Below are 17,135 nucleotides of genomic sequence, written 5' to 3'. Positions count from 1 at the left end.
CTAGTCGGCGGGCCAGGCGAAGGAGACTTCGCGCGCGGTGGCGTCGGCAAGCACGAGCGAAAACTTCGTCTCCGTGCCCTCCCCCGGCGCGCCGACGGACGGCGCGAGCACCGGCGGGTCCGCGATGAAGATGCGGGCGCGGTCCTCCTCGTTGACCGTGAGCGTCACGCCCTCGAAGTTGTGGCCGACCCACGGCTCGAGCACGGTCGCCTCGGTAAGGTTCAGGCACGCCTTGTCCACGGTGTTGGCCAGCTGGGACGTCCGCCCCATCGTCTTCATCACCCTTGGTGCGTCCTCGCGGACCCACTCCGGCACCTCCGTGCCCGCGCAGATAGCCAGGCAGACCTCGGTGGCGTAGCGGTCGACCAGCCGGCGCAGCGGCGCGGTGACGTGACTGTAGTAGCCGCCGATGCCCGCGTGTACCTCCGGCTCCTTCTCCGACAGGTCCACGTAGCCCGCGCCGCGCAGCAGCTTCTGCGCCTCGCGCATCATGGCCATCCCGCGCGGGGTGTCCGCGTCGATCCCGGCGAGGAACTCGCCGATGTTGCCACCGACCTCGTAGCCCAGGTTCGACGCCTCGCGCCGGAACTCGGCCTCCGCCTCACCGGTCGCGGGCCCGAGCGTGCGCAGGAACCCGACGCCAGCCTCCACCATCATCCTGCCCGCCACCATGCCGGTGAGCAGGGAGATCTCCGAGTTGTAGTCCATGACGGGGTGGCGCGGCTCGATGACCAGCTCGAAGGTCCCGCCCTCGCCGACCACGCGCACGCTAGGCAGCCGCAGGTTGATCGCCTCGCGCCGCAGCGAGCTGCGCTGCCGCAGCTGGCCGACCTCGGGGAGCAAGCGTATCGACGCGTGCGGCTCCCCCCGCGCGAAGTCCTCGTGCACCCCGTCGTAGTCCAGCCGGGCCACCGAGCGCACCAGAGCGCGCTCGACGTGGGCGCTGTCCACCTCGCCGTCCTGGTCCAGCTCGAACGTCCACAACACCGCCGGCCGGTCCACGTCCGGCAGCAGCGAGGCGGAACCCTCGCTCAGGCTCGGCGGGTGCAGACGTGCCGGCTCGTCGGGAAGGTAGATGGTCTGGCCGCGCTGCAGCGACTCGTCCTTCACCGCCCCGCCCGGCTCCACAAAGGCGGCGACGTCCGCGATCGCGTACGTGACGATGTAGCCGCCGCCTCCTCCCTCGCCGCGCTCGGCAATGTGCACCGCCTGGTCCAGGTCGCGGGAGCCGACTGGGTCGATGGTGACGAGGGGGATCGAGCGGGCGTCGATACGCTGCCCGGCGAACCGATCGGTGAGCTGCGACGCTTCCTCGAGCACCTGCGGAGGGAAGTCGGTAGGGACGGAAAATTCGCTCGCGATAGCGCGAAAGTTCAGCGGCGCGGCATACAGTTTCATACCCCGCCATCGTGCCAGAGTCTGCGGGAGCGCGCAGTGCGAATGAGCCGGCCTATGAGCCGGATTCTGTGCCCCGGACGGGGCGGTGACCATCCATCTGGACCACCCATCGCTGGGCGCCTCAAGCAGCTACCTTCGGACATGGGCGGGCAGCCTCATCGCGTCCGACGACCCCTGCGCACGCGCAGCGGTTCTTGCCTTGCTCCCGGTGGGGTTTACCTGGCCGCCGATGTCACCACCGGCGCCGGTGCGCTCTTACCGCACCCTTTCACCCTTACCCCGCGACAAGCGCGAGGCGGTCTACTTTCTGTTGCACTTTCCCGCGGATCACTCCGGGTTGCCGTTAGCAACCACCGTGCCCTGTGGAGTCCGGACTTTCCTCGGCCACCCGCCAGCCCGCATGCGCGGCGGTTCGGGCGGCCGCGGTCACCCGGCCGACTCATTCGCAAGCCGTCATTGTACCTTACCTGTGGTGCGCGACATCGTTGACGCAGCGTACGACCCCAAAATCGTCGTAGAAATCCACCACGGACACGCTGGCCAGGTCCAGGTAGGTGTGCTTGAACACCTCAGCCCCGGCGCCGAGCCCCTGCCGGATCACGCTCTTGATCGGCATCATGTGGCTGACCACCAGGATCGTCTGCCCGGCGCGCTCCTCCTGTAGCTTCAGCCGCGCGCGGGTCACCCGTCGGTGCAGCGCGGCGAGCGATTCGCCCCGTGGCGGGGCCTTGCTTACCGACGCCTCCCATTCCCCAAACTCCTGCGGAAACTTCCCCCGGGCCTCGTCCCTCGTCAGCCCCTCGAAGTCGCCGAAGTTGATCTCCCGGAATCCGTCGTTGGTTGCAAACGCGTCGAACCCGAGCGCGTCGGCCGCAGCTTCCGCGGTCTGCTGGGCGCGCGCCTGCGGCGAGGCGACGATCGCGTCGATGGGCCCAAACTGCGACTCCTGCGCCAGCGCGGTGAGCGCCTCGGCGGCCCGGCGCGCCTGCGCCCGGCCCAGCTCGGTCAGCTCCGGGTTGGAGGTGCCGGAGAGGCGGTGCTCCGCGGAGTGCGCGGTCTGCCCGTGGCGCAGCAGGATGAAGCGCGTGCGGGTTGCGCCGCTGTTGCCGTAGACCAGCGCGCCGGGGTGGCCGGCGGCCGCGGTGGCGGAAGCGGCGCGGGTTTTCGGCGCCTTGGGGGTGGCGGTGGCGCGGGCGGGCGGCCCGCTGTGCAGGCTTGCTTCCTCCACGATGCGGGGCGTGCCGTCCTTCGTCGCGGCGTCCATCGCCTTGTTGGACAGCTCGTCGGCCTTCTTGTTCTTCGCGCGCGGCACCCAGGTGTAGGTGACGCGGTCGAAGCCGCCGGCGAGCTTGCGGGCCTTGACGGCGAGCTTCTGCATGTCAGGGTGCTTGATCTTCCATCGGCCGTTCATCTGCTCGACAACCAGCTTGGAGTCCATGGACACCGCCACCTCGGTGGCTCCCAGCTCGGCGGCGGCCTCGAGGCCGCGCAGCAGGCCGTGGTACTCGGCGACGTTGTTGGAGGACTTGGAGCCCACCACGTAGACGATCTCGGCGAGGGTCTCCCCGCCCTCGCCGTAGACAACTGCGCCGGAGCCGGCCACGCCGGGATTGCCGCGCGAGCCGCCGTCAGTAAAGACGCTGACCTTCATCGGCTCCCCTACTCCTCGATGGTCAGGCCGGTGCGGGCCGCAGCCTCGTCCGGGGTGAGGCGCACGCGCACGAGCAAGGCGCCGCAGTTCGGGCAGGTGGGAACCTCGTCGGCGGGCGTGCCCATCACCGCGGCGCGCTCGGAGGCGGGCAGCTGGATGAAGCAGGCGTTGCAGGTGCGGCCGTTGAACGCGGCGGCGCCCATCTCGTCGTAGACTTCGAGGACGTCGTCGGGGAGCTTGTGGCGCAGCGCGGCGGTGTCCACCTGCTCGCGGTCCGGCAGCGCCTCAACGGCGCGGCGGGCGGCCTCCACCTTGCGGTCCGCCTCGTCCAGGCGCGCGCCGTGGTTGTCGCGGTTGTTGCGCAGCGCGGCGATCTCGTTGTGCGCCTCCTTGAGCTCGGAGAGCAGGTCCGCGATGCGCGACTTCGCCGCGTAGCGGTCGTGCTCCAGGTCCTTGCGGCGCTCCGGGTTGGTCTCGGCGCCGAGCTGGCGCTTGTCATCAATCTCGCGCTTCTTCAGCTTGCGCTCGTCCTCCTGGATGCGCAGGATCTCCAGCTCCATGTCGTCCACGGCCATCTGCGCGGCGGCGGACGCCGCTTGCAGGTCCTTGCGCTCCTTGAGCAGCCTCTCCAGCTCCTGCTCCTCCGGCCGCGCCGAGTCCGGGTGCGCGGCCACGCGGTCCGCCTTGGCCAACTCGAGCAGGATCGGCTGCTCCTCTGCGGAAAGCTTCACGGGTACTCCTCCCTTGTTCTACTTCTCTGCCCCGGGGTGCCCGGGATGTGCAGACACCGTCCACGGGTCGGTGCGGATGTCCAGCACCTGCGTCTGCACGCCTAGCGGCTCAACGATACTCGCCGCCTGCTCCGTCCACGGAAACTCGCTCGCCCAGTGCGCCGTATCAATCACGGCGGGCCCGCCCGCACGCAGGTGTTCGTCCACCGGGTGGTGCCGCAGGTCCGAGGTCACGTATACGTCAACGCCAAGCTTTGCGACGTCACCGAGGAACCCATCCCCCGCCCCCGAGGACACCGCGACGCGGTGCACCAGCAGGTCCGGGTCCCCCGCAGCGCGCACGCCCCACACCGTTTCCGGCAGCGCGTCGGCCACCTGCTGCGTGAACTCGCGCAGCGTCATCGGCTCAGGCAGCTCGCCGACGCGGCCGAGCCCGTAGGCGTGCTCCAGCTCGCGCGTGCCTGCGGGCTGCGACATCTGGACCACGTCGAAGGCGGGTTCCTCGTAGGGGTGGGAGGCGCGGAGGGCGTCGATAAGCGAGGCGCGCAGGCGCGTGGGGGCGACGAACTCGACGCGGACCTCGGGCGCGGTGAAGTGTGCGCCCACCTCGCCGTCGGTGGGGTCGGCGCCCTCGACGGGGGTGAACTCGCCGGTGCCGTCGTGGCTGAACGCGCACTCGCGGTAGTTGCCAATCGCGCCGGCGCCGGCGTCGAACAGCGCGCGCTTGACGCTGTCGGCGTCGGCGGGCGGCACGTGGACGCCCCAGCGGTCGGTGCCGTCGAGGAAGATGGGCTTGATCGGGCGGCCCGGGGTGATGCCCACCAGCTCGGCGAGCTTGTCGGACACGCCCGGCCGGGCGGAATCCGCATTCGTGTGCGCGGCGAACAGGGCGCACCCGCCCGCGATCAGGGTGTGGACCACCTTGCCTTTCGGGGTGTTCGCCGCCACGGAGCTCACCCCGCGCAGCAGCAGCGGGTGGTGCACCACAAGCATCTGCGCGCCCGCGTCCACCGCGGCCTGCGCGACCTCCAGCGTGCAGTCGAGGGCGAAGGCCACCTTGGTCACCTCCTCGTCCGGGTCCCCGCAGACCAGCCCCACCTTGTCCCAGCTCTCGGCCAGCTGCGGCGGGTAGGCGGTCTCCAGGGCGCGGACAACATCAGCTACAACAGTCATGGCACCAAGCCTACAAATTTGCCATGCTGGGGTCCGTGATTGATACAGCAAACAACGGCGGGCAGGGCACCATCCTGCTCGACGTGGACGGCACCATCATCGACTCCTACCCGGGTATCCGCGAAGGATTCCTCCGCGGGCTCGACGCGGTGGGCGCGACGCGCCCCGCCGAGGACTTCATCCGCCGCATCCCCGGTCCGCCGATGCGCGACTCCATGGCGGCAGCAGGACTGGGACCCGACCAGGTCGAGCGTGCCATGCAGGCGTACTCCGACTACATGAGCAGCGAGGGCTGGCAGCGCTTCACCGTCTTCGACGGCATGGCGGAGCTCATCGCCCGGTGGAAGGACGAGGGGTGGAAGGTGTGCACGGCGACGTCGAAAAGCGAGCACTTCGCGCGGCTGGCGCTGGAACGCGCGGGCGTGCTTGAGCACATCGCCTTCCTCGGCGCGGCGAACTGGGACGCCGGGCGCAGCACGAAGATCGAGGTCATCCAACATGTGCTGGACAACGCGGACCCGTACCACCCGGTGATGGTGGGCGACCGGATTCACGACTTCGCCGGCGCGGCCGAGTTCGGCCTGCCGTCCATCGCCGTGACCTGGGGCTACGGCGCCGAAGAAGAATGGGAACAGGCCACCTACGTGGCGCACACGTCGACTGAACTGGAGGACATTGTCCGTGAGTACTGCTAACCCCTTGCACATCGACTTCGTCTGCACCGGCAACATCTGCCGCTCGCCGATGGCCGAGGTCATCGTGCGCGACGCGCTCACCGCAGCGGGACTTGGCGGCGAGGTTCGCGTCACCTCCTCTGGCATCGGCGGCTGGCACGTCGGCGGCCCGGCGGACGAGCGCGCGCAAGCCGAGCTCGCCGCACACGGCTACGACGGCTCGCAGCACAGGGCCACACAGTTCGGTGGCGACCGCTTCGACGCGGACCTCATCGTCGCCCTGGATACCAACCACGTCTCCGAGCTCGTCGCGCGCGGCGTACCGGAGCAGCGCGTGCGCCTGATCCGCTCCTTCGACCCCGCCGCGCCCGAGGGCGCCGGGGTGGCCGACCCCTACTACGGCGGCCCGGCCGGCTTTACCACCACGCGCGAGCAGATCGAGGCCGCCGCCGACGGCATCGTCGCCTGGGTCCGCAACCGGGTTCAGTCCCAGCCCCGCACCGACTAAACTAGGCCAGCGTGAAGGGCGAACAGGAACGAGAACAGAAACGAGACAGCACGCGCGGAACCGCCGAGAAGCGGTGGTGGAAAACCTTTCTCAACCCGGGCTGGATCATCGCCGCGATCCTGATCGCCCTGTTCTCCTACTACGCGTTCACCTTCCTCGCCCCCTGGCAGCTGGGGAAGAACGAGGCGCTGGAGCAGCGCAACGAGCACATCAGCGAGGCGTTCGACCACGACCCGGTCCCGCTTTCTGACCTGCTCGGCGCGGACGGCACCATCAGCCAAGACAGCGAGTGGGCCCGCGTCACCGCCACCGGCCACTACCTGGACCGCACCGTGCTGCTGCGCCTGCGCCCCGTGGACCGCAACCCCGCCTTCCAGGTCCTCACCCCCTTCGCGCTGGACAACGGCCCCACCATCCTGATCAACCGCGGGTGGGTCCCCGCCGAGAACTCCACCCAGGTGCCCGACATCGCGCCCGCCCCCACCGGCGACGTCACGCTGGAAGCCATGCTCCTGGCGGGCGAGCCCACGCACTCCAAGGCGCCGATGCAGGACCAGGGCTACGACATGGTCTACTCCATCGCCCCCGCCCAGGTCGGCGAGCTCACCGGCACCGAGCCGGTCGCCCCCTACCTGCAGCTGCTCTCCGGCCAGCCCGGCGAGCTCACCGCCATCCCGCTGCCCGTGCTCGAGACCGGCAACCACCTCTCCTACGGCCTGCAGTGGATCGCGTTCGGCATCATGGCGCCGGCGGGCCTCATCTACTTCATCGTCGCCGAGACCCGCGAGCGCCGACGCTTCCGCGAGGAGCAGGAGCAAATGCTCCTCGACGCCCCCGCCTCCGGCCCCGGGCCCGACCCCGAGTCTGCGGATGGAGAGGGTGAGGGTGGCGTCGAAAAGCATGCCCCATTGCCCCCGGCCCCCGCGCGGTCGCGGGCGCGCTACGGCGACGGTCGGCGCAACCCGTGGCAGCGCGCCTACGATAGGCAGGAGGAACGCTGACCCCGGCGCAGGAAGGATCCCGATGCCACCGCAACTGACCGTCACCGACCACGACATTCTCGCCGCCCACCTGGACCTTTTCCGCCGCGCCGGGCTGACGCTCGCACCCGGCATCGAGATCGCCGACGTTGAGGACGGCGTCTGCGACGACCTCGAGGGCTTCCGCGTCGCCCCCGCGACAACGGTGCTCTCGCTTATCGACGCCGACGCACACCCCTTCTTCACCTCCGTCACCTTCTCCGACGGCCTCGACGGTCCCCGCATCCCCACCACGCACGCGCAGCTGCCGGCCTACGTGCACGCGATCTGCGACCCCGCCGGCACGGACCTACGCGACCTCGCCGTCGTGCCCGACCCGGGCTCCGCCACCGCCGGCACGCTGCGCCTCCAGTTCGGCGAGTGGGACGTGGTCGACGTCTCCTACGACCTGGCAAACGGCGGCTGGGAGCCGGACCGTGTGAACGGGTCGCGCGGGCTGGTCCCCGACCTCATCGCCGCCGCACTGCCGACGGGCGGGGAGGCCGCCCTCTTCGCCACCGCCGACGGCGACACCGCGATCATCTACCTCACGCCGGAGACCGGCACGGATGCGGGCGTTGCGCACGGCCGCCCCGCGCCGCACACCTCCCCGGATGCAAAGAAGCCGGTCACCGCCGCGGCCGCGCGGGCGGCGGAGCGCAACACGGCGATTGACAACCTGCTCACGGTCCTGGCTGCGGAGTCCGAAGCAGACGCGTAGGGTTGGTGACATGACAATCACCAGCAAAGTCCTGCAGAAAGTCAGCCCCGACGCACCGTTCAAGGTCGTCGAGATCGAGCGCCGCGACCCGCGCGAAGACGACGTGGTCATTGACATCAAGGCCGCGGGTATCTGCCACTCCGACATCCACACGATCCGCAACGAGTGGGGCGAGGCCCACTTCCCGCTCACCGTGGGCCACGAGATCGCGGGCGTGGTCGAAGCGGTGGGCAGCAAGGTGACCAAGTTCAAGGTCGGCGACCGCGTGGGCGTCGGCTGCCTGGTCAACTCCTGCGGCGAGTGCGAGCAGTGCAAGAACGGCCAGGAGCAGAACTGTCTCAACGGCAACGTGGGCACCTACAACTCCGAGGACGTCGACGGCACCATCACCCAGGGCGGCTACGCCGAAAAGGTCGTCGTGAACGAGAACTTCGTCTGCACGATCCCGGATGGGCTGGATTTCGACGTCGCCGCGCCCCTCCTCTGCGCCGGCATCACCACCTACGGGCCGCTCGCCCGCTGGAACGTGAAGGAGGGCGACAAGGTGGCCATCGTCGGACTCGGCGGGCTCGGCCACATGGGCGTACAAATCGCCGCCGCGAAGGGTGCCGAGGTCACCGTGATCTCGCGCTCGCTGCGCAAAGAGAAGGAAGCGTACGAGCTCGGCGCCCACCACGTGCTGGCCACCGGCGAGGACGAGGACTTCTTTGCCAACCACCGCGGCGAGTTCGACGTGATCCTGTCCACCATCTCCGCGCACTACTCGCTTGATGACTACCTGCAGCTCCTCAAGCCGCGCGGCATCATGTCCGTCGTCGGCCTGCCGCCGGAGCAGCTGGGCGTACACATGGGCAGCCTGGTCGGCGGCGGCAAGGTCCTGACCGGCAACAACATCGGTGGCATCGCCGAGACCCAGGAGATGCTCGACCTCTGCGCGGAACACGGCATCGGCGCGGTGATTGAGAAGATCGGCGTGGACGACGTCGACGCCGCCTACGAGCGAGTCGTGGCGGGCGACGTGAAGTTCCGCTTCGTCATCGACACCGAGACGTTCTCGGAGGCTACTTCCGCAGCAGTTTAATCACGGCGACGATCCCGGACAGGATCGTGCTGAGCGCCGCCCCCATGAACACGAGCGCGACCGTGATCGCGACCGGGTGCTCGCCCGGCATTCCCAGCCCGGCACCGAGCACGATGATCAGCACGGCGGTCACGGCCATCGTGATCGCCGACCACTTGCACACCCGCGCAGCGCCGTTCCGCTTCTTCGCCGGCGGTGCCTCGTCCGGCACGGTCACCGTGCTCGATGGGGCGCTCGCTGGGGCGTTTGACGGGGTGCTTGACGACGCCAACGGGTCCTCAAACAACTCATCCGCAGCCGAGTACCCGTACGGACTCCCCGGCACCGGGGTGGCCACCGGGCGCGGAAGCGGCTCCGGCGCTGGCTCTTCCAGCGCTTTAGGCGCTGCCGGCTCGGGCGCGCCGTCGGCGGCGAGCTCCACGACGAGCTCCACGAGCTTGTTGCAGCGCTTCTCCCCCACGCCGCGCAGCTGAAGCAGGTCGGCGGCGCTGGCCTTGAGCATCAGCGGGTGCTGCTCGCGCCAGCCATCGAGGTATTTGTCAATCCCAGTGCCCGTCGCCTCGGGCCGGTGCTCCGGGCGGAGGTGGTCGGACATCTCGTACAGCGGGCGTTCGGGGTTGCGTGCGATCCACAGCGCCGCGATCTGCGCCGGCGACGCGCCCGTCCGTTGCGTGTCCTCGGGGGTGAGCCAGGAGAAGGGGGCGGTGGCGGTGGCGTCGATAATCGCCCCCGCACTGCCTGAGCCCATTGCGGCGATGAGCTGGGCAAACCTCGCCTCCTTCACGATGGGCACGCCGTACTCGCGGGCCTTGCGCGCCTTGCCGCTCATGGAGTCGGGGTTGGCGGCGACGAGCACCGCGCACTTCTTGGTCACCCCGCCTACGTCCAGGCCCGCGGCGGTGGCGCGCTCGGTCCACGCGTCGCGCGGGATGTCCAGCGCGCCGGTGAGCGCGACCCGGTCGCCGGGCTTGAGCACGACGCCGTCGTCAACAGCCTGCGGGTCCTCGAGCAGGCCGGCTGTGTTCACGCCCAGGGCTTCGGCGACCGCGAGCAGCTCCGCGCGCTCATCGTCGGTGATCACCCCATCGGCCCAGGCCTCGACGACGAGCTGCCGGGTGAACTCCTCGTTGATCGCCTCGACGTCCTCCGCCGCCAACCCGGTCGCGGCGGCCTCGAGCAGGCGGGCTTCGGCGCGGGTGATCTCCTTATCCTTGAGCGCGTGCGCCAGCCTGCGCCGATACGTCTCCTCGCCCCACTCGCCGCTCGACGGCAGTGCGCGCGAAAGTTGCCCAATCCGCGTGCCCGCCTGCCGCGCCTCCTGGCTGTAGAAGTACCGCAGCAGCTCCGCCGTGGCCTCGGCGTCCGCCAGCGCGGAGTGCACCCGCTTGTTCGTGATGTTCGCCAGCGCGAGAGCTTCGCTCAGCTTACCGACGCCCATGTACTCCCTGGCCAGCCGCATCGTATCCACCCACGCCTCCGGCACCCAGTTGGCCATCCCTGCCCTGGCCAGCTCGGTCTGCAGGAACCGCTTCTCAAACGACGCGTTGTGGGCGACCGGCGTGCGCCCCTGCAGCAGGCCGCGCAATTCGTCCGCGACCTGGTCGAACGTCGGTGCGTCAACCACATCGGTCGCGGAAATGCCGTGGATGTGCGTGTTGGGGATGTCACGCATGGGCTGCACCAGCGTCCGCCACGTCCGCTCCACCGACAGGTCCGGCCCCAATTGGACGACACCGATCTCCACGATCCGGTCGAACTTGCCAAACCCCGTGGTCTCGAGGTCGATGACCGCATAACCGCTGTCCTGGCCCACCGCTGACATCCTCCTCCGCGTCGCGCGACTGTTCCCTCCAGGCTAGTGGGCGGCCTGAGCGCGGAGTGCGCATGGTCCGGGTGGGCGCCTGCGCGCGCCTGGTGCGCCTCGGTTGCGCCCTGATGTGCTCCGGTTGCGCCCCGCTTCGCCAGATACCGATACCAGCATGACGAGAACGCAGCACTAAAGCAACGAAATCGGGGTCTTACTATCGGTATCTGCAAAACTGAGCGCCCACAAGCCCCGAGCGAGGCACACCCGCAGCGCCCTGAACATGCTGTGCACCCCCGGATACACCCCGCTTCGCCAAATACCGATACCAGCATGACGAGAACGCAGCTCAGAGCAGCGAAATCGGGGTCTTACTATCGGTATCTGCAAAACTGAGCGCTCCGGCGCCCTGCCCGCGGCGCGTCCGCGCGACCCACCGCCCCACCCCCGCACCGGAATGACGAAAGCCGCCTCCCGGCCCCGGGATGGGGGCGGAAGGCGGCTTTCAGGTTGTGCGCCATGAGGGGCTCGAACCCCCGACCTACTGGGTGTAAACCAGTTGCTCTCCCAGCTGAGCTAACGGCGCGCTAGCGGTAGAGGTTAGCAGAACTTGCCACGGCCGCCTAACGCGCAGGTCACGCCGTGACTCGACGCTACTTCTTGGTGCCCGCGGGGGTGAGGCAGGAGCCCTGCCATTCGCCGAAGCGGTCGGCCTTGGTCTGCATCAGGCCGGCGAGCTGGGCGGACTCGGAGATCTCGCCGGGGTGAACGCCGCCGGGCTTGGAGGCGCCCGGGGTCATGAGCCAGACGCGGCCGGAGTCGCCGAGGTTGCGGATGGCATCCATGAGCGCGTCGACGAGGTCGCCGTCGTCGGAGCGGAACCAGAGCAGGACAACGTCGCAGAGCTCGTCGGTGGACTCGTCCAGAAGCTGTTCGCCGACCGCGTCCTCGATGGCCTCCGAGATGGAGGAATCGGCGTCTTCGTCCCAGCCGATCTCCTGCACGATGTCGTCGGCGTGAATACCCAAGCGGTCTGCGTACGTGTTGACACCTGCGGCGCCCAAAGTCTTGTTTCCTCCATGTTTGGTAATGAACGACAGTGCAATAGAGCTTACATCTGTTGTGATGGGAGTGAGGGGTGAAAGGGGAAAAGGGGGGCGTCGATAAGCAACTGCCCCCCGCGCAGGGGCAAAAACAAAAAAACAAGTAATGTGGGAGGAAACATTGCCCAACCATTTAGGGAGGATTTCTCGTGGCTGAGAAAGACAAGGCCAAAGCGTCAAACATCGAGCTGATTCGCGACGGTGTGGCGTCTTACCTACACGACAGCGACCCGGAAGAGACCCAAGAGTGGATGGACTCGCTCGACGGCCTGCTCGAGGAATCTGACCCCGAGCGCGCGCGTTACCTCATGCTGCGCCTGCTCGAGCGGGCGAACGCCAAGCGCGTCCACCTGCCCGCACTGTCCTCGACTGACTTCGTCAACACCATCCCCACCACCATGGAGCCCGAGTTCCCGGGCGACGAGCAGATTGAGAAGCGCTACCGCCGTTGGATGCGCTGGAACGCTGCCATCATGGTGCACCGCGCGCAGCGCCCGGGCGTGAAGGTCGGCGGCCACATCTCCACCTACGCCTCCGCGGCCGCACTCTACGAGGTCGGCTTCAACCACTTCTTCCACGGCAAGGACGCCGAGCAGCGCGGCGACCAGGTCTTCTTCCAGGGCCACGCCTCCCCGGGTATGTACTCCCGCGCGTTCCTCGAGGGCCGCCTGAGCGAGGACGACATGGACGGCTTCCGCCAGGAGCACTCCCGTCCGCAGGGCGGCATGCCGTCCTACCCGCACCCGCACGGCATGCCCGAGTTCTGGGAGTACCCGACCGTGTCCATGGGCCTTGGCCCGATGAACGCGATCTACCAGGCACGCTTTAACAAGTACCTGCAGGACCGCGGCATCAAGGACACCGACGAGCAGCACGTCTGGGCGTTCCTCGGCGACGGCGAGATGGACGAGCCGGAATCCCGCGGCCTGCTCCAGATGGCGTCGCTGTACGAGCTGGACAACCTCACCTTCGTGATCAACTGCAACCTGCAGCGTCTCGACGGCCCGGTGCGCGGCAACGGCCAGATCATCCAGGAGCTGGAGACCTTCTTCATCGGCGCTGGCTGGAACGTCATCAAGGTCGTGTGGGGCCGCGAGTGGGACGAGCTGCTGGAGAAAGACGAGGACGGCGCGCTGGTCAACATCATGAACACCACGAAGGATGGTGACTACCAGACCTTCAAGGCCAACGACGGCGCCTACGTCCGCGAGCACTTCTTCGGCCGCGACGAGCGCACGAAGAAGCTCGTCGAGGACATGACCGACGAGGAAATCTGGGCGCTGCGCCGCGGCGGCCACGACTACCGCAAGGTCTACGCCGCCTACAAGCGCGCGCTGGAGACCAAGGGCAAGCCGACCGTCATCCTCGCGCACACCATCAAGGGCTACGGCCTCGGCCACAACTTCGAGGGCCGCAACGCGACCCACCAGATGAAGAACCTCACCCTCGAGGACCTCAAGCAGTTCCGCGACAAGCAGCAGATCCCGATCTCCGACGAAGAGCTGGAGAAGGATCCCTACATGCCGCCCTACTACCACCCGGGCGAGGACGCAGAGGAGATCAAGTACCTCAAGGAGCGTCGCAAGGAGCTCGGCGGCTTCCTGCCGGAGCGCCGCGAACAGTACACGCCGCTTGAGCAGGCCGACTTTGAAAAGACCTACAAGGCCATCTTCAAGGACTCGGGCAAGCAGAAGGTCGCGACCACCATGGCGCTTGTGCGCACCTTCAAGGCCATGATGCGCGACAAGGAGCTGGGCAAGCGCGTCGTCCCGATCATCCCGGACGAGGCCCGCACCTTCGGCCTGGACTCCTGGTTCCCGGTGCAGAAGATCTACAACCCGAAGGGCCAGAACTACGTGCCGGTCGACCACGACCTGCAGCTGTCCTACCGCGAGTCGCCGCAGGGCCAGATCCTGCACGAGGGCATCAACGAGGACGGCTCCTCCGCGTCCTTCATCGCCGCCGGTACGTCCTACGCCACCCACGGCGAGCCGATGATCCCGATGTACATCTTCTACTCCATGTTCGGCTTCCAGCGCACCGGCGATAACTTCTGGGCTGCTGGCGACCAGATGGCCCGCGGCTTCATCATCGGCGCCACCGCCGGCCGCACCACCCTGACCGGTGAGGGCCTGCAGCACATGGACGGCCACTCCCCCGTCCTGGCCTCCACCAACCCGGCCGTGGTCACCTACGACCCGGCGTTCGCCTACGAGATGCCGTACCTAATCTCCAAGGGTGTCGAGCGCATGTACGGCAAGGGTTCCGGCGAGGACGAGAACGTGATGTACTACATCACCGTCTACAACGAGCCGACCCACCAGCCGGCCCGCCCGGAGAACCTGGACGTCGAGGGCCTGCACAAGGGCATCTACCTGTACGACGAGGGCGAGAAGAAGGAGCACAACGTCTCCCTGCTCGCCTCCGGCGTGGGCATGCAGGAGGCGCTGCGCGCACAGGAGATCCTGCAGGAGCAGTACAACGTCGGTGCCGCGATCTACTCCGTCACCTCGTGGGTCGAGCTGGCCCGCGACGGCGCGCGCGTTGCCAAGGAGCAGCTGCTCCACCCGGGTGAGGACGTCGGCGAGGCGTTCGCCACCACGCAGCTGAAGCAGACCGAGGGCCCGTACATCGCCACCTCGGACTTCACCACCAGCCTGCAGGAGCAGATCCGCGCCTACGTACCGGGCCAGTACATCGTGCTCGGCGCGGACGGCTTCGGCTTCGCGGACACCCGCGAGGGCGCCCGTCGCTACTTCAACATCGACGCGGAGTCCATGGCCGTCGCCGCCCTCCTCGGTCTGGCCAACGAGGGCAAGATTGACAAGTCCGTCGCCGCCCAGGCAGCGAAGGACCTGCACATCGACGACCCGACCGAGCCGAACCCGAATGGCGGCACCGAGTAAGGAGCTTTCGCTTCTCGACGCCACGCCCCCGCCGCGCCACGCGCGGCGGGGGCGTCCCGCGTTTCAGGAAACAGCGCGCGCATCAGGCGCGCCGGAGGTGCACACCCTACGCCGAGCGCGTGGGGACGGTGATGCCGTCGCCAAAGATGCCCGCTAGCTGCGGCAGCAGGAACGCGACGGCGCCGCCAATAGCGGCAATCAGCCCAATGACCAGGGCCGCCACCTGCGCGTTTGAGGAACCCGCCTGCGCGGTGCCGGTGTGCCCGGGCCCCGCCGGCTTCCCGGTGCCAGCAGTGCCTGCAGTACCCGTACCCGTGCTCACGCCCTTGCCAGTGTTGCTCACCACGAACTTCGTGTTGTCGGTGGTCCCGTCTGGGTAGGTAGTGGTGACGGCGAACTCGGAGCCCCACGCCGTGTCCTTAGGGATCGTCGTGGTGACGGTCCCGTGCTCGTCCACGTGCACGTTCCACTTCTCGGAGGACTCGACGTGCCACCTGTTCACGTCGCTGTCAAGTGGCGTCTCGTACAGGTTGAACGGCGAGATGGTCAGCTTCTGGCCGGGGTCGCCCTCGACCGAGTCATACAGCGGCTCGTAAAGGTATTCGCTGGTGGGCGTGAGCTTCGGCGTCACCTGCACGATCTCAGTCGAGCCGTCCGGGTAGTTGATGCGGATGTCCACCTTGTCCGAGGTGTTCGGCCCGGCGTGCACCAGGGTGGGGCGCGAATGGGTGAGGTTGACCTGCAGCTGGTCCTTCTCCCGCTTGGTCATCAGCGGCTTGGTCAGGTTGTCCTGCGCGATCAGCTTCCAGGTCGCCCCGTCGGGCATGCCCTCCAGGTCGAAGAAGGCCGAGGTGCTGATCCACTGCCCCGGGACGGTGCGCACCACCTGCGGCTCGGCGGAGACGTAGGGCTGGTAGGCGTCCTTCATCGACTGGGCAGCCGGGGCGGCCTGTGCTGCGGGCGCGACGACGGCGCTCGCGCCCACGGCGAGCGCAACGGCGCAGGTGACCGAGGTGGGGGCGATTCGCAGCACGGCTAGGCTCCTTGGATCAGGCGGACGATGGCGGTGGTGACGGCACCGGGTGCGTCGAGCGGAGGCATGTGCCCGGAGTCCGGCAACACCTGCATGTACGCGCGCGGCCAGATCTCGTGCAACTTCTCCGACTGGGTGACGGGGGTGACATCATCACGATCTCCCACCAGGATATACCCAGGGATCTCAGAAAGGACTATACCTGCTTGCAGCTCGGAGTGAGAAAGCAGGTCTTGGAAGTATCCGGCGTAGGTCTCCAGGGGTGTTTCGCGGATCATGGCGGCGTGGAAGTCCACGATGTCGTACGGCATCGGCCGGAAGTAGAATGCCAGCGCCAGGATGGGTGAGATGGTGTCCGTGACGATCTCGCGCACACCCTCGGCAAACCTCGGCGTGTAGCGCACCGCCTTCTCCAGCACCCCGCCGATCGGCCCCGCGAGCACCTGCGGCAGGCCCTGCATGGTGAACGGCTCGACGGCGCTGGACACCTGCACACTGCCGGCCCAGGTGAACTCGTCCGCGTAGCGCCGCATCATGGACAGCGACACCGGCCCGCCCAGCGAGTGCCCCACCACAATCACGGGGCCCGTGGCGCCGCGCTCGCGGAGGACGGCGGCGCAAGCGTCGGCGGCGTGGTCAATGGTCAGCGTTGCGGGTGCCGCGGTCGCGTTCTGCCCGTGGCCGGGCAGGTCCACGAGGAGCTGACGCACCTCGGGGCACTGCTCGCGCACGTCCCGGACCTGCATGTAAAAGGTCTCCGCGGAGATGTTGAAGCCGTGGACGTAGATGACGGTGGGCGCCGCGGGGTCGGACGGGCCGACTTCGTACCAGTGGACGCTGGGGTGGTGGGCGGTGGCGTCGATAAGCGTGGTGCCCGTGCGCTCGTAGCTGAGGCCGAAGGCGCCGTCGGCGTCGTGCAGCTTGGCGCGCGTGTCCAGCAGGTTGCGGCGCGCGGCAGGAGTGAGGGTGCGAAGGTACGCGAGCGGATGCAGCATGTTTACACCTTATTATGAGGGTATGGAACTCTCACAACGCCTCAATCTCGGGGACTTGGGCAAGCTTGTCGACGCCCCCTCGACCGACACCTCCACCGAATCCGAAGGCAACGACGCGTTCTCCCGGCTCGCCGCACTGATCGAGCGCATCACCGGCGAGGAGGACAGCGTGCACCGCGAATCGCGGCTGTCGGACGTGGACGTGTCCTCGCTGGATCGGGTCGAGCTGGCCATCCGGATCGAGGACGAGTTCGGCGCGCGCGTGACCGAGCAGATCTACGATGAATACGAGACTGTTGGCCAACTCGCAGAGTACTTGGAGGAACACGAGTGAGCGT

At 68.2% G+C, this 17,135-nt stretch carries 15 protein-coding genes, 1 tRNA gene and 1 other RNA gene; 7 read left to right on the top strand and 10 right to left on the bottom strand.

Annotation, left to right across the window (positions count from 1 at the left end; all coding sequences use genetic code 11):
• From OVO38_RS08000 to OVO38_RS07980, 5 genes are all read right to left on the bottom strand, one after another.
• A complete protein-coding gene (locus OVO38_RS08000; RefSeq protein WP_267208187.1) occupies positions 1 to 1,398 on the bottom strand; it encodes an RNB domain-containing ribonuclease in 1,398 nt (465 codons plus the stop codon).
• Between the two features lie 39 nt (positions 1,399 to 1,437).
• Positions 1,438 to 1,840, bottom strand: an RNA gene (gene rnpB, locus OVO38_RS07995) — RNase P RNA component class A.
• Positions 1,841 to 1,861: 21 nt separating this feature from the next.
• Positions 1,862 to 3,049 carry a bifunctional RNase H/acid phosphatase gene (locus OVO38_RS07990; protein WP_267208186.1) on the bottom strand — a complete coding sequence of 396 codons (1,188 nt, stop codon included), beginning with the start codon at positions 3,047 to 3,049 and terminating at the stop codon, positions 1,862 to 1,864.
• An 8-nt stretch (positions 3,050 to 3,057) separates the two neighbouring features.
• On the bottom strand, positions 3,058 to 3,780 hold the full coding sequence (locus tag OVO38_RS07985; RefSeq protein WP_095278215.1) for a zinc ribbon domain-containing protein: 723 nt from the start codon (positions 3,778 to 3,780) through the stop codon (positions 3,058 to 3,060).
• A gap of 18 nt (positions 3,781 to 3,798) precedes the next feature.
• Complete coding sequence (locus tag OVO38_RS07980; protein WP_267208185.1) at positions 3,799 to 4,953, bottom strand: Nif3-like dinuclear metal center hexameric protein; 1,155 nt, start codon at positions 4,951 to 4,953, stop codon at positions 3,799 to 3,801.
• A 35-nt stretch (positions 4,954 to 4,988) separates the two neighbouring features.
• On the opposite strand from OVO38_RS07980, the gene OVO38_RS07975 reads away from it, so the two are divergent.
• Genes OVO38_RS07975 through OVO38_RS07955 form a run of 5 tightly spaced genes read left to right on the top strand, consistent with a single transcriptional unit; the run spans position 4,989 to position 8,956 of the window.
• Positions 4,989 to 5,648 (top strand): HAD-IA family hydrolase, encoded by a 660-nt coding sequence (locus OVO38_RS07975; protein WP_267208184.1) that lies wholly within the window; start codon positions 4,989 to 4,991, stop codon positions 5,646 to 5,648.
• Positions 5,635 to 6,135 carry a low molecular weight protein-tyrosine-phosphatase gene (locus OVO38_RS07970; protein WP_267208183.1) on the top strand — a complete coding sequence of 167 codons (501 nt, stop codon included), beginning with the start codon at positions 5,635 to 5,637 and terminating at the stop codon, positions 6,133 to 6,135. The genes OVO38_RS07975 and OVO38_RS07970 overlap by 14 nt, the downstream gene beginning before the upstream one ends.
• Before the next feature lie 11 nt (positions 6,136 to 6,146).
• Positions 6,147 to 7,136 (top strand): SURF1 family protein, encoded by a 990-nt coding sequence (locus OVO38_RS07965; protein WP_267208182.1) that lies wholly within the window; start codon positions 6,147 to 6,149, stop codon positions 7,134 to 7,136.
• 22 nt (positions 7,137 to 7,158) lie between these two features.
• Positions 7,159 to 7,875: a hypothetical protein gene (locus tag OVO38_RS07960; RefSeq protein WP_267208181.1), complete on the top strand. Its 717-nt coding sequence runs from the start codon at positions 7,159 to 7,161 to the stop codon at positions 7,873 to 7,875.
• A gap of 10 nt (positions 7,876 to 7,885) precedes the next feature.
• Positions 7,886 to 8,956 carry an NAD(P)-dependent alcohol dehydrogenase gene (locus tag OVO38_RS07955; protein WP_267208180.1) on the top strand — a complete coding sequence of 357 codons (1,071 nt, stop codon included), beginning with the start codon at positions 7,886 to 7,888 and terminating at the stop codon, positions 8,954 to 8,956.
• Here the strand turns inward: OVO38_RS07955 and OVO38_RS07950 are convergent.
• From OVO38_RS07950 to OVO38_RS07940, 3 genes are all read right to left on the bottom strand, one after another.
• On the bottom strand, positions 8,937 to 10,769 hold the full coding sequence (locus tag OVO38_RS07950) for an exonuclease domain-containing protein (protein ID WP_267208179.1): 1,833 nt from the start codon (positions 10,767 to 10,769) through the stop codon (positions 8,937 to 8,939). The genes OVO38_RS07955 and OVO38_RS07950 overlap by 20 nt on opposite strands.
• A gap of 504 nt (positions 10,770 to 11,273) precedes the next feature.
• Positions 11,274 to 11,346: transfer RNA gene (locus OVO38_RS07945), tRNA-Val, on the bottom strand.
• 67 nt (positions 11,347 to 11,413) lie between these two features.
• Positions 11,414 to 11,824 carry a DUF3052 domain-containing protein gene (locus OVO38_RS07940; protein ID WP_095546598.1) on the bottom strand — a complete coding sequence of 137 codons (411 nt, stop codon included), beginning with the start codon at positions 11,822 to 11,824 and terminating at the stop codon, positions 11,414 to 11,416.
• A 188-nt stretch (positions 11,825 to 12,012) separates the two neighbouring features.
• Between OVO38_RS07940 and aceE the strand changes: the two genes are divergently transcribed.
• On the top strand, positions 12,013 to 14,769 hold the full coding sequence (aceE, locus tag OVO38_RS07935) for a pyruvate dehydrogenase (acetyl-transferring), homodimeric type (RefSeq protein WP_267208178.1): 2,757 nt from the start codon (positions 12,013 to 12,015) through the stop codon (positions 14,767 to 14,769).
• A gap of 106 nt (positions 14,770 to 14,875) precedes the next feature.
• Here aceE and OVO38_RS07930 read toward each other — a convergent pair whose 3' ends face one another.
• Together OVO38_RS07930 and OVO38_RS07925 are read right to left on the bottom strand one after the other, a co-directional pair.
• Positions 14,876 to 15,802, bottom strand: coding sequence for a YPDG domain-containing protein (locus OVO38_RS07930; RefSeq protein WP_267208177.1), 927 nt, complete (start codon positions 15,800 to 15,802; stop codon positions 14,876 to 14,878).
• A gap of 2 nt (positions 15,803 to 15,804) precedes the next feature.
• Positions 15,805 to 16,797, bottom strand: coding sequence for an alpha/beta fold hydrolase (locus OVO38_RS07925; protein WP_267208176.1), 993 nt, complete (start codon positions 16,795 to 16,797; stop codon positions 15,805 to 15,807).
• Between the two features lie 22 nt (positions 16,798 to 16,819).
• Between OVO38_RS07925 and OVO38_RS07920 the strand changes: the two genes are divergently transcribed.
• The gene (locus OVO38_RS07920; RefSeq protein WP_267208175.1) at positions 16,820 to 17,131 is read left to right on the top strand and encodes an acyl carrier protein; all 312 of its coding nucleotides are present in this window, start codon (positions 16,820 to 16,822) and stop codon (positions 17,129 to 17,131) included.
• Positions 17,132 to 17,135 lie beyond the last annotated feature (4 nt).

Origin of the sequence: Corynebacterium sp. Marseille-P8863, assembly GCF_946902955.1 — a bacterium.
Lineage (GTDB): Bacteria > Actinomycetota > Actinomycetes > Mycobacteriales > Mycobacteriaceae > Corynebacterium > Corynebacterium gottingense.
The sequence above is the reverse complement of the archived record's forward strand: the minus strand, read 5'-3'. Positions and strand labels throughout refer to the sequence as shown.

Bases quoted from the DNA above. Each gene is read 5' to 3' on its own strand.
- OVO38_RS08000 (WP_267208187.1), bottom strand. From the start codon at position 1,398: ATGAAACTGTATGCCGCGCCGCTGAACTTTCGCGCTATCGCGAGCGAA.
- OVO38_RS07990 (WP_267208186.1), bottom strand. From the start codon at position 3,049: ATGAAGGTCAGCGTCTTTACTGACGGCGGCTCGCGCGGCAATCCCGGC.
- OVO38_RS07980 (WP_267208185.1), bottom strand. From the start codon at position 4,953: ATGACTGTTGTAGCTGATGTTGTCCGCGCCCTGGAGACCGCCTACCCG.
- OVO38_RS07960 (WP_267208181.1), top strand. From the start codon at position 7,159: ATGCCACCGCAACTGACCGTCACCGACCACGACATTCTCGCCGCCCAC.
- OVO38_RS07955 (WP_267208180.1), top strand. From the start codon at position 7,886: ATGACAATCACCAGCAAAGTCCTGCAGAAAGTCAGCCCCGACGCACCG.
- OVO38_RS07925 (WP_267208176.1), bottom strand. From the start codon at position 16,797: ATGCTGCATCCGCTCGCGTACCTTCGCACCCTCACTCCTGCCGCGCGC.
- OVO38_RS07920 (WP_267208175.1), top strand. From the start codon at position 16,820: ATGGAACTCTCACAACGCCTCAATCTCGGGGACTTGGGCAAGCTTGTC.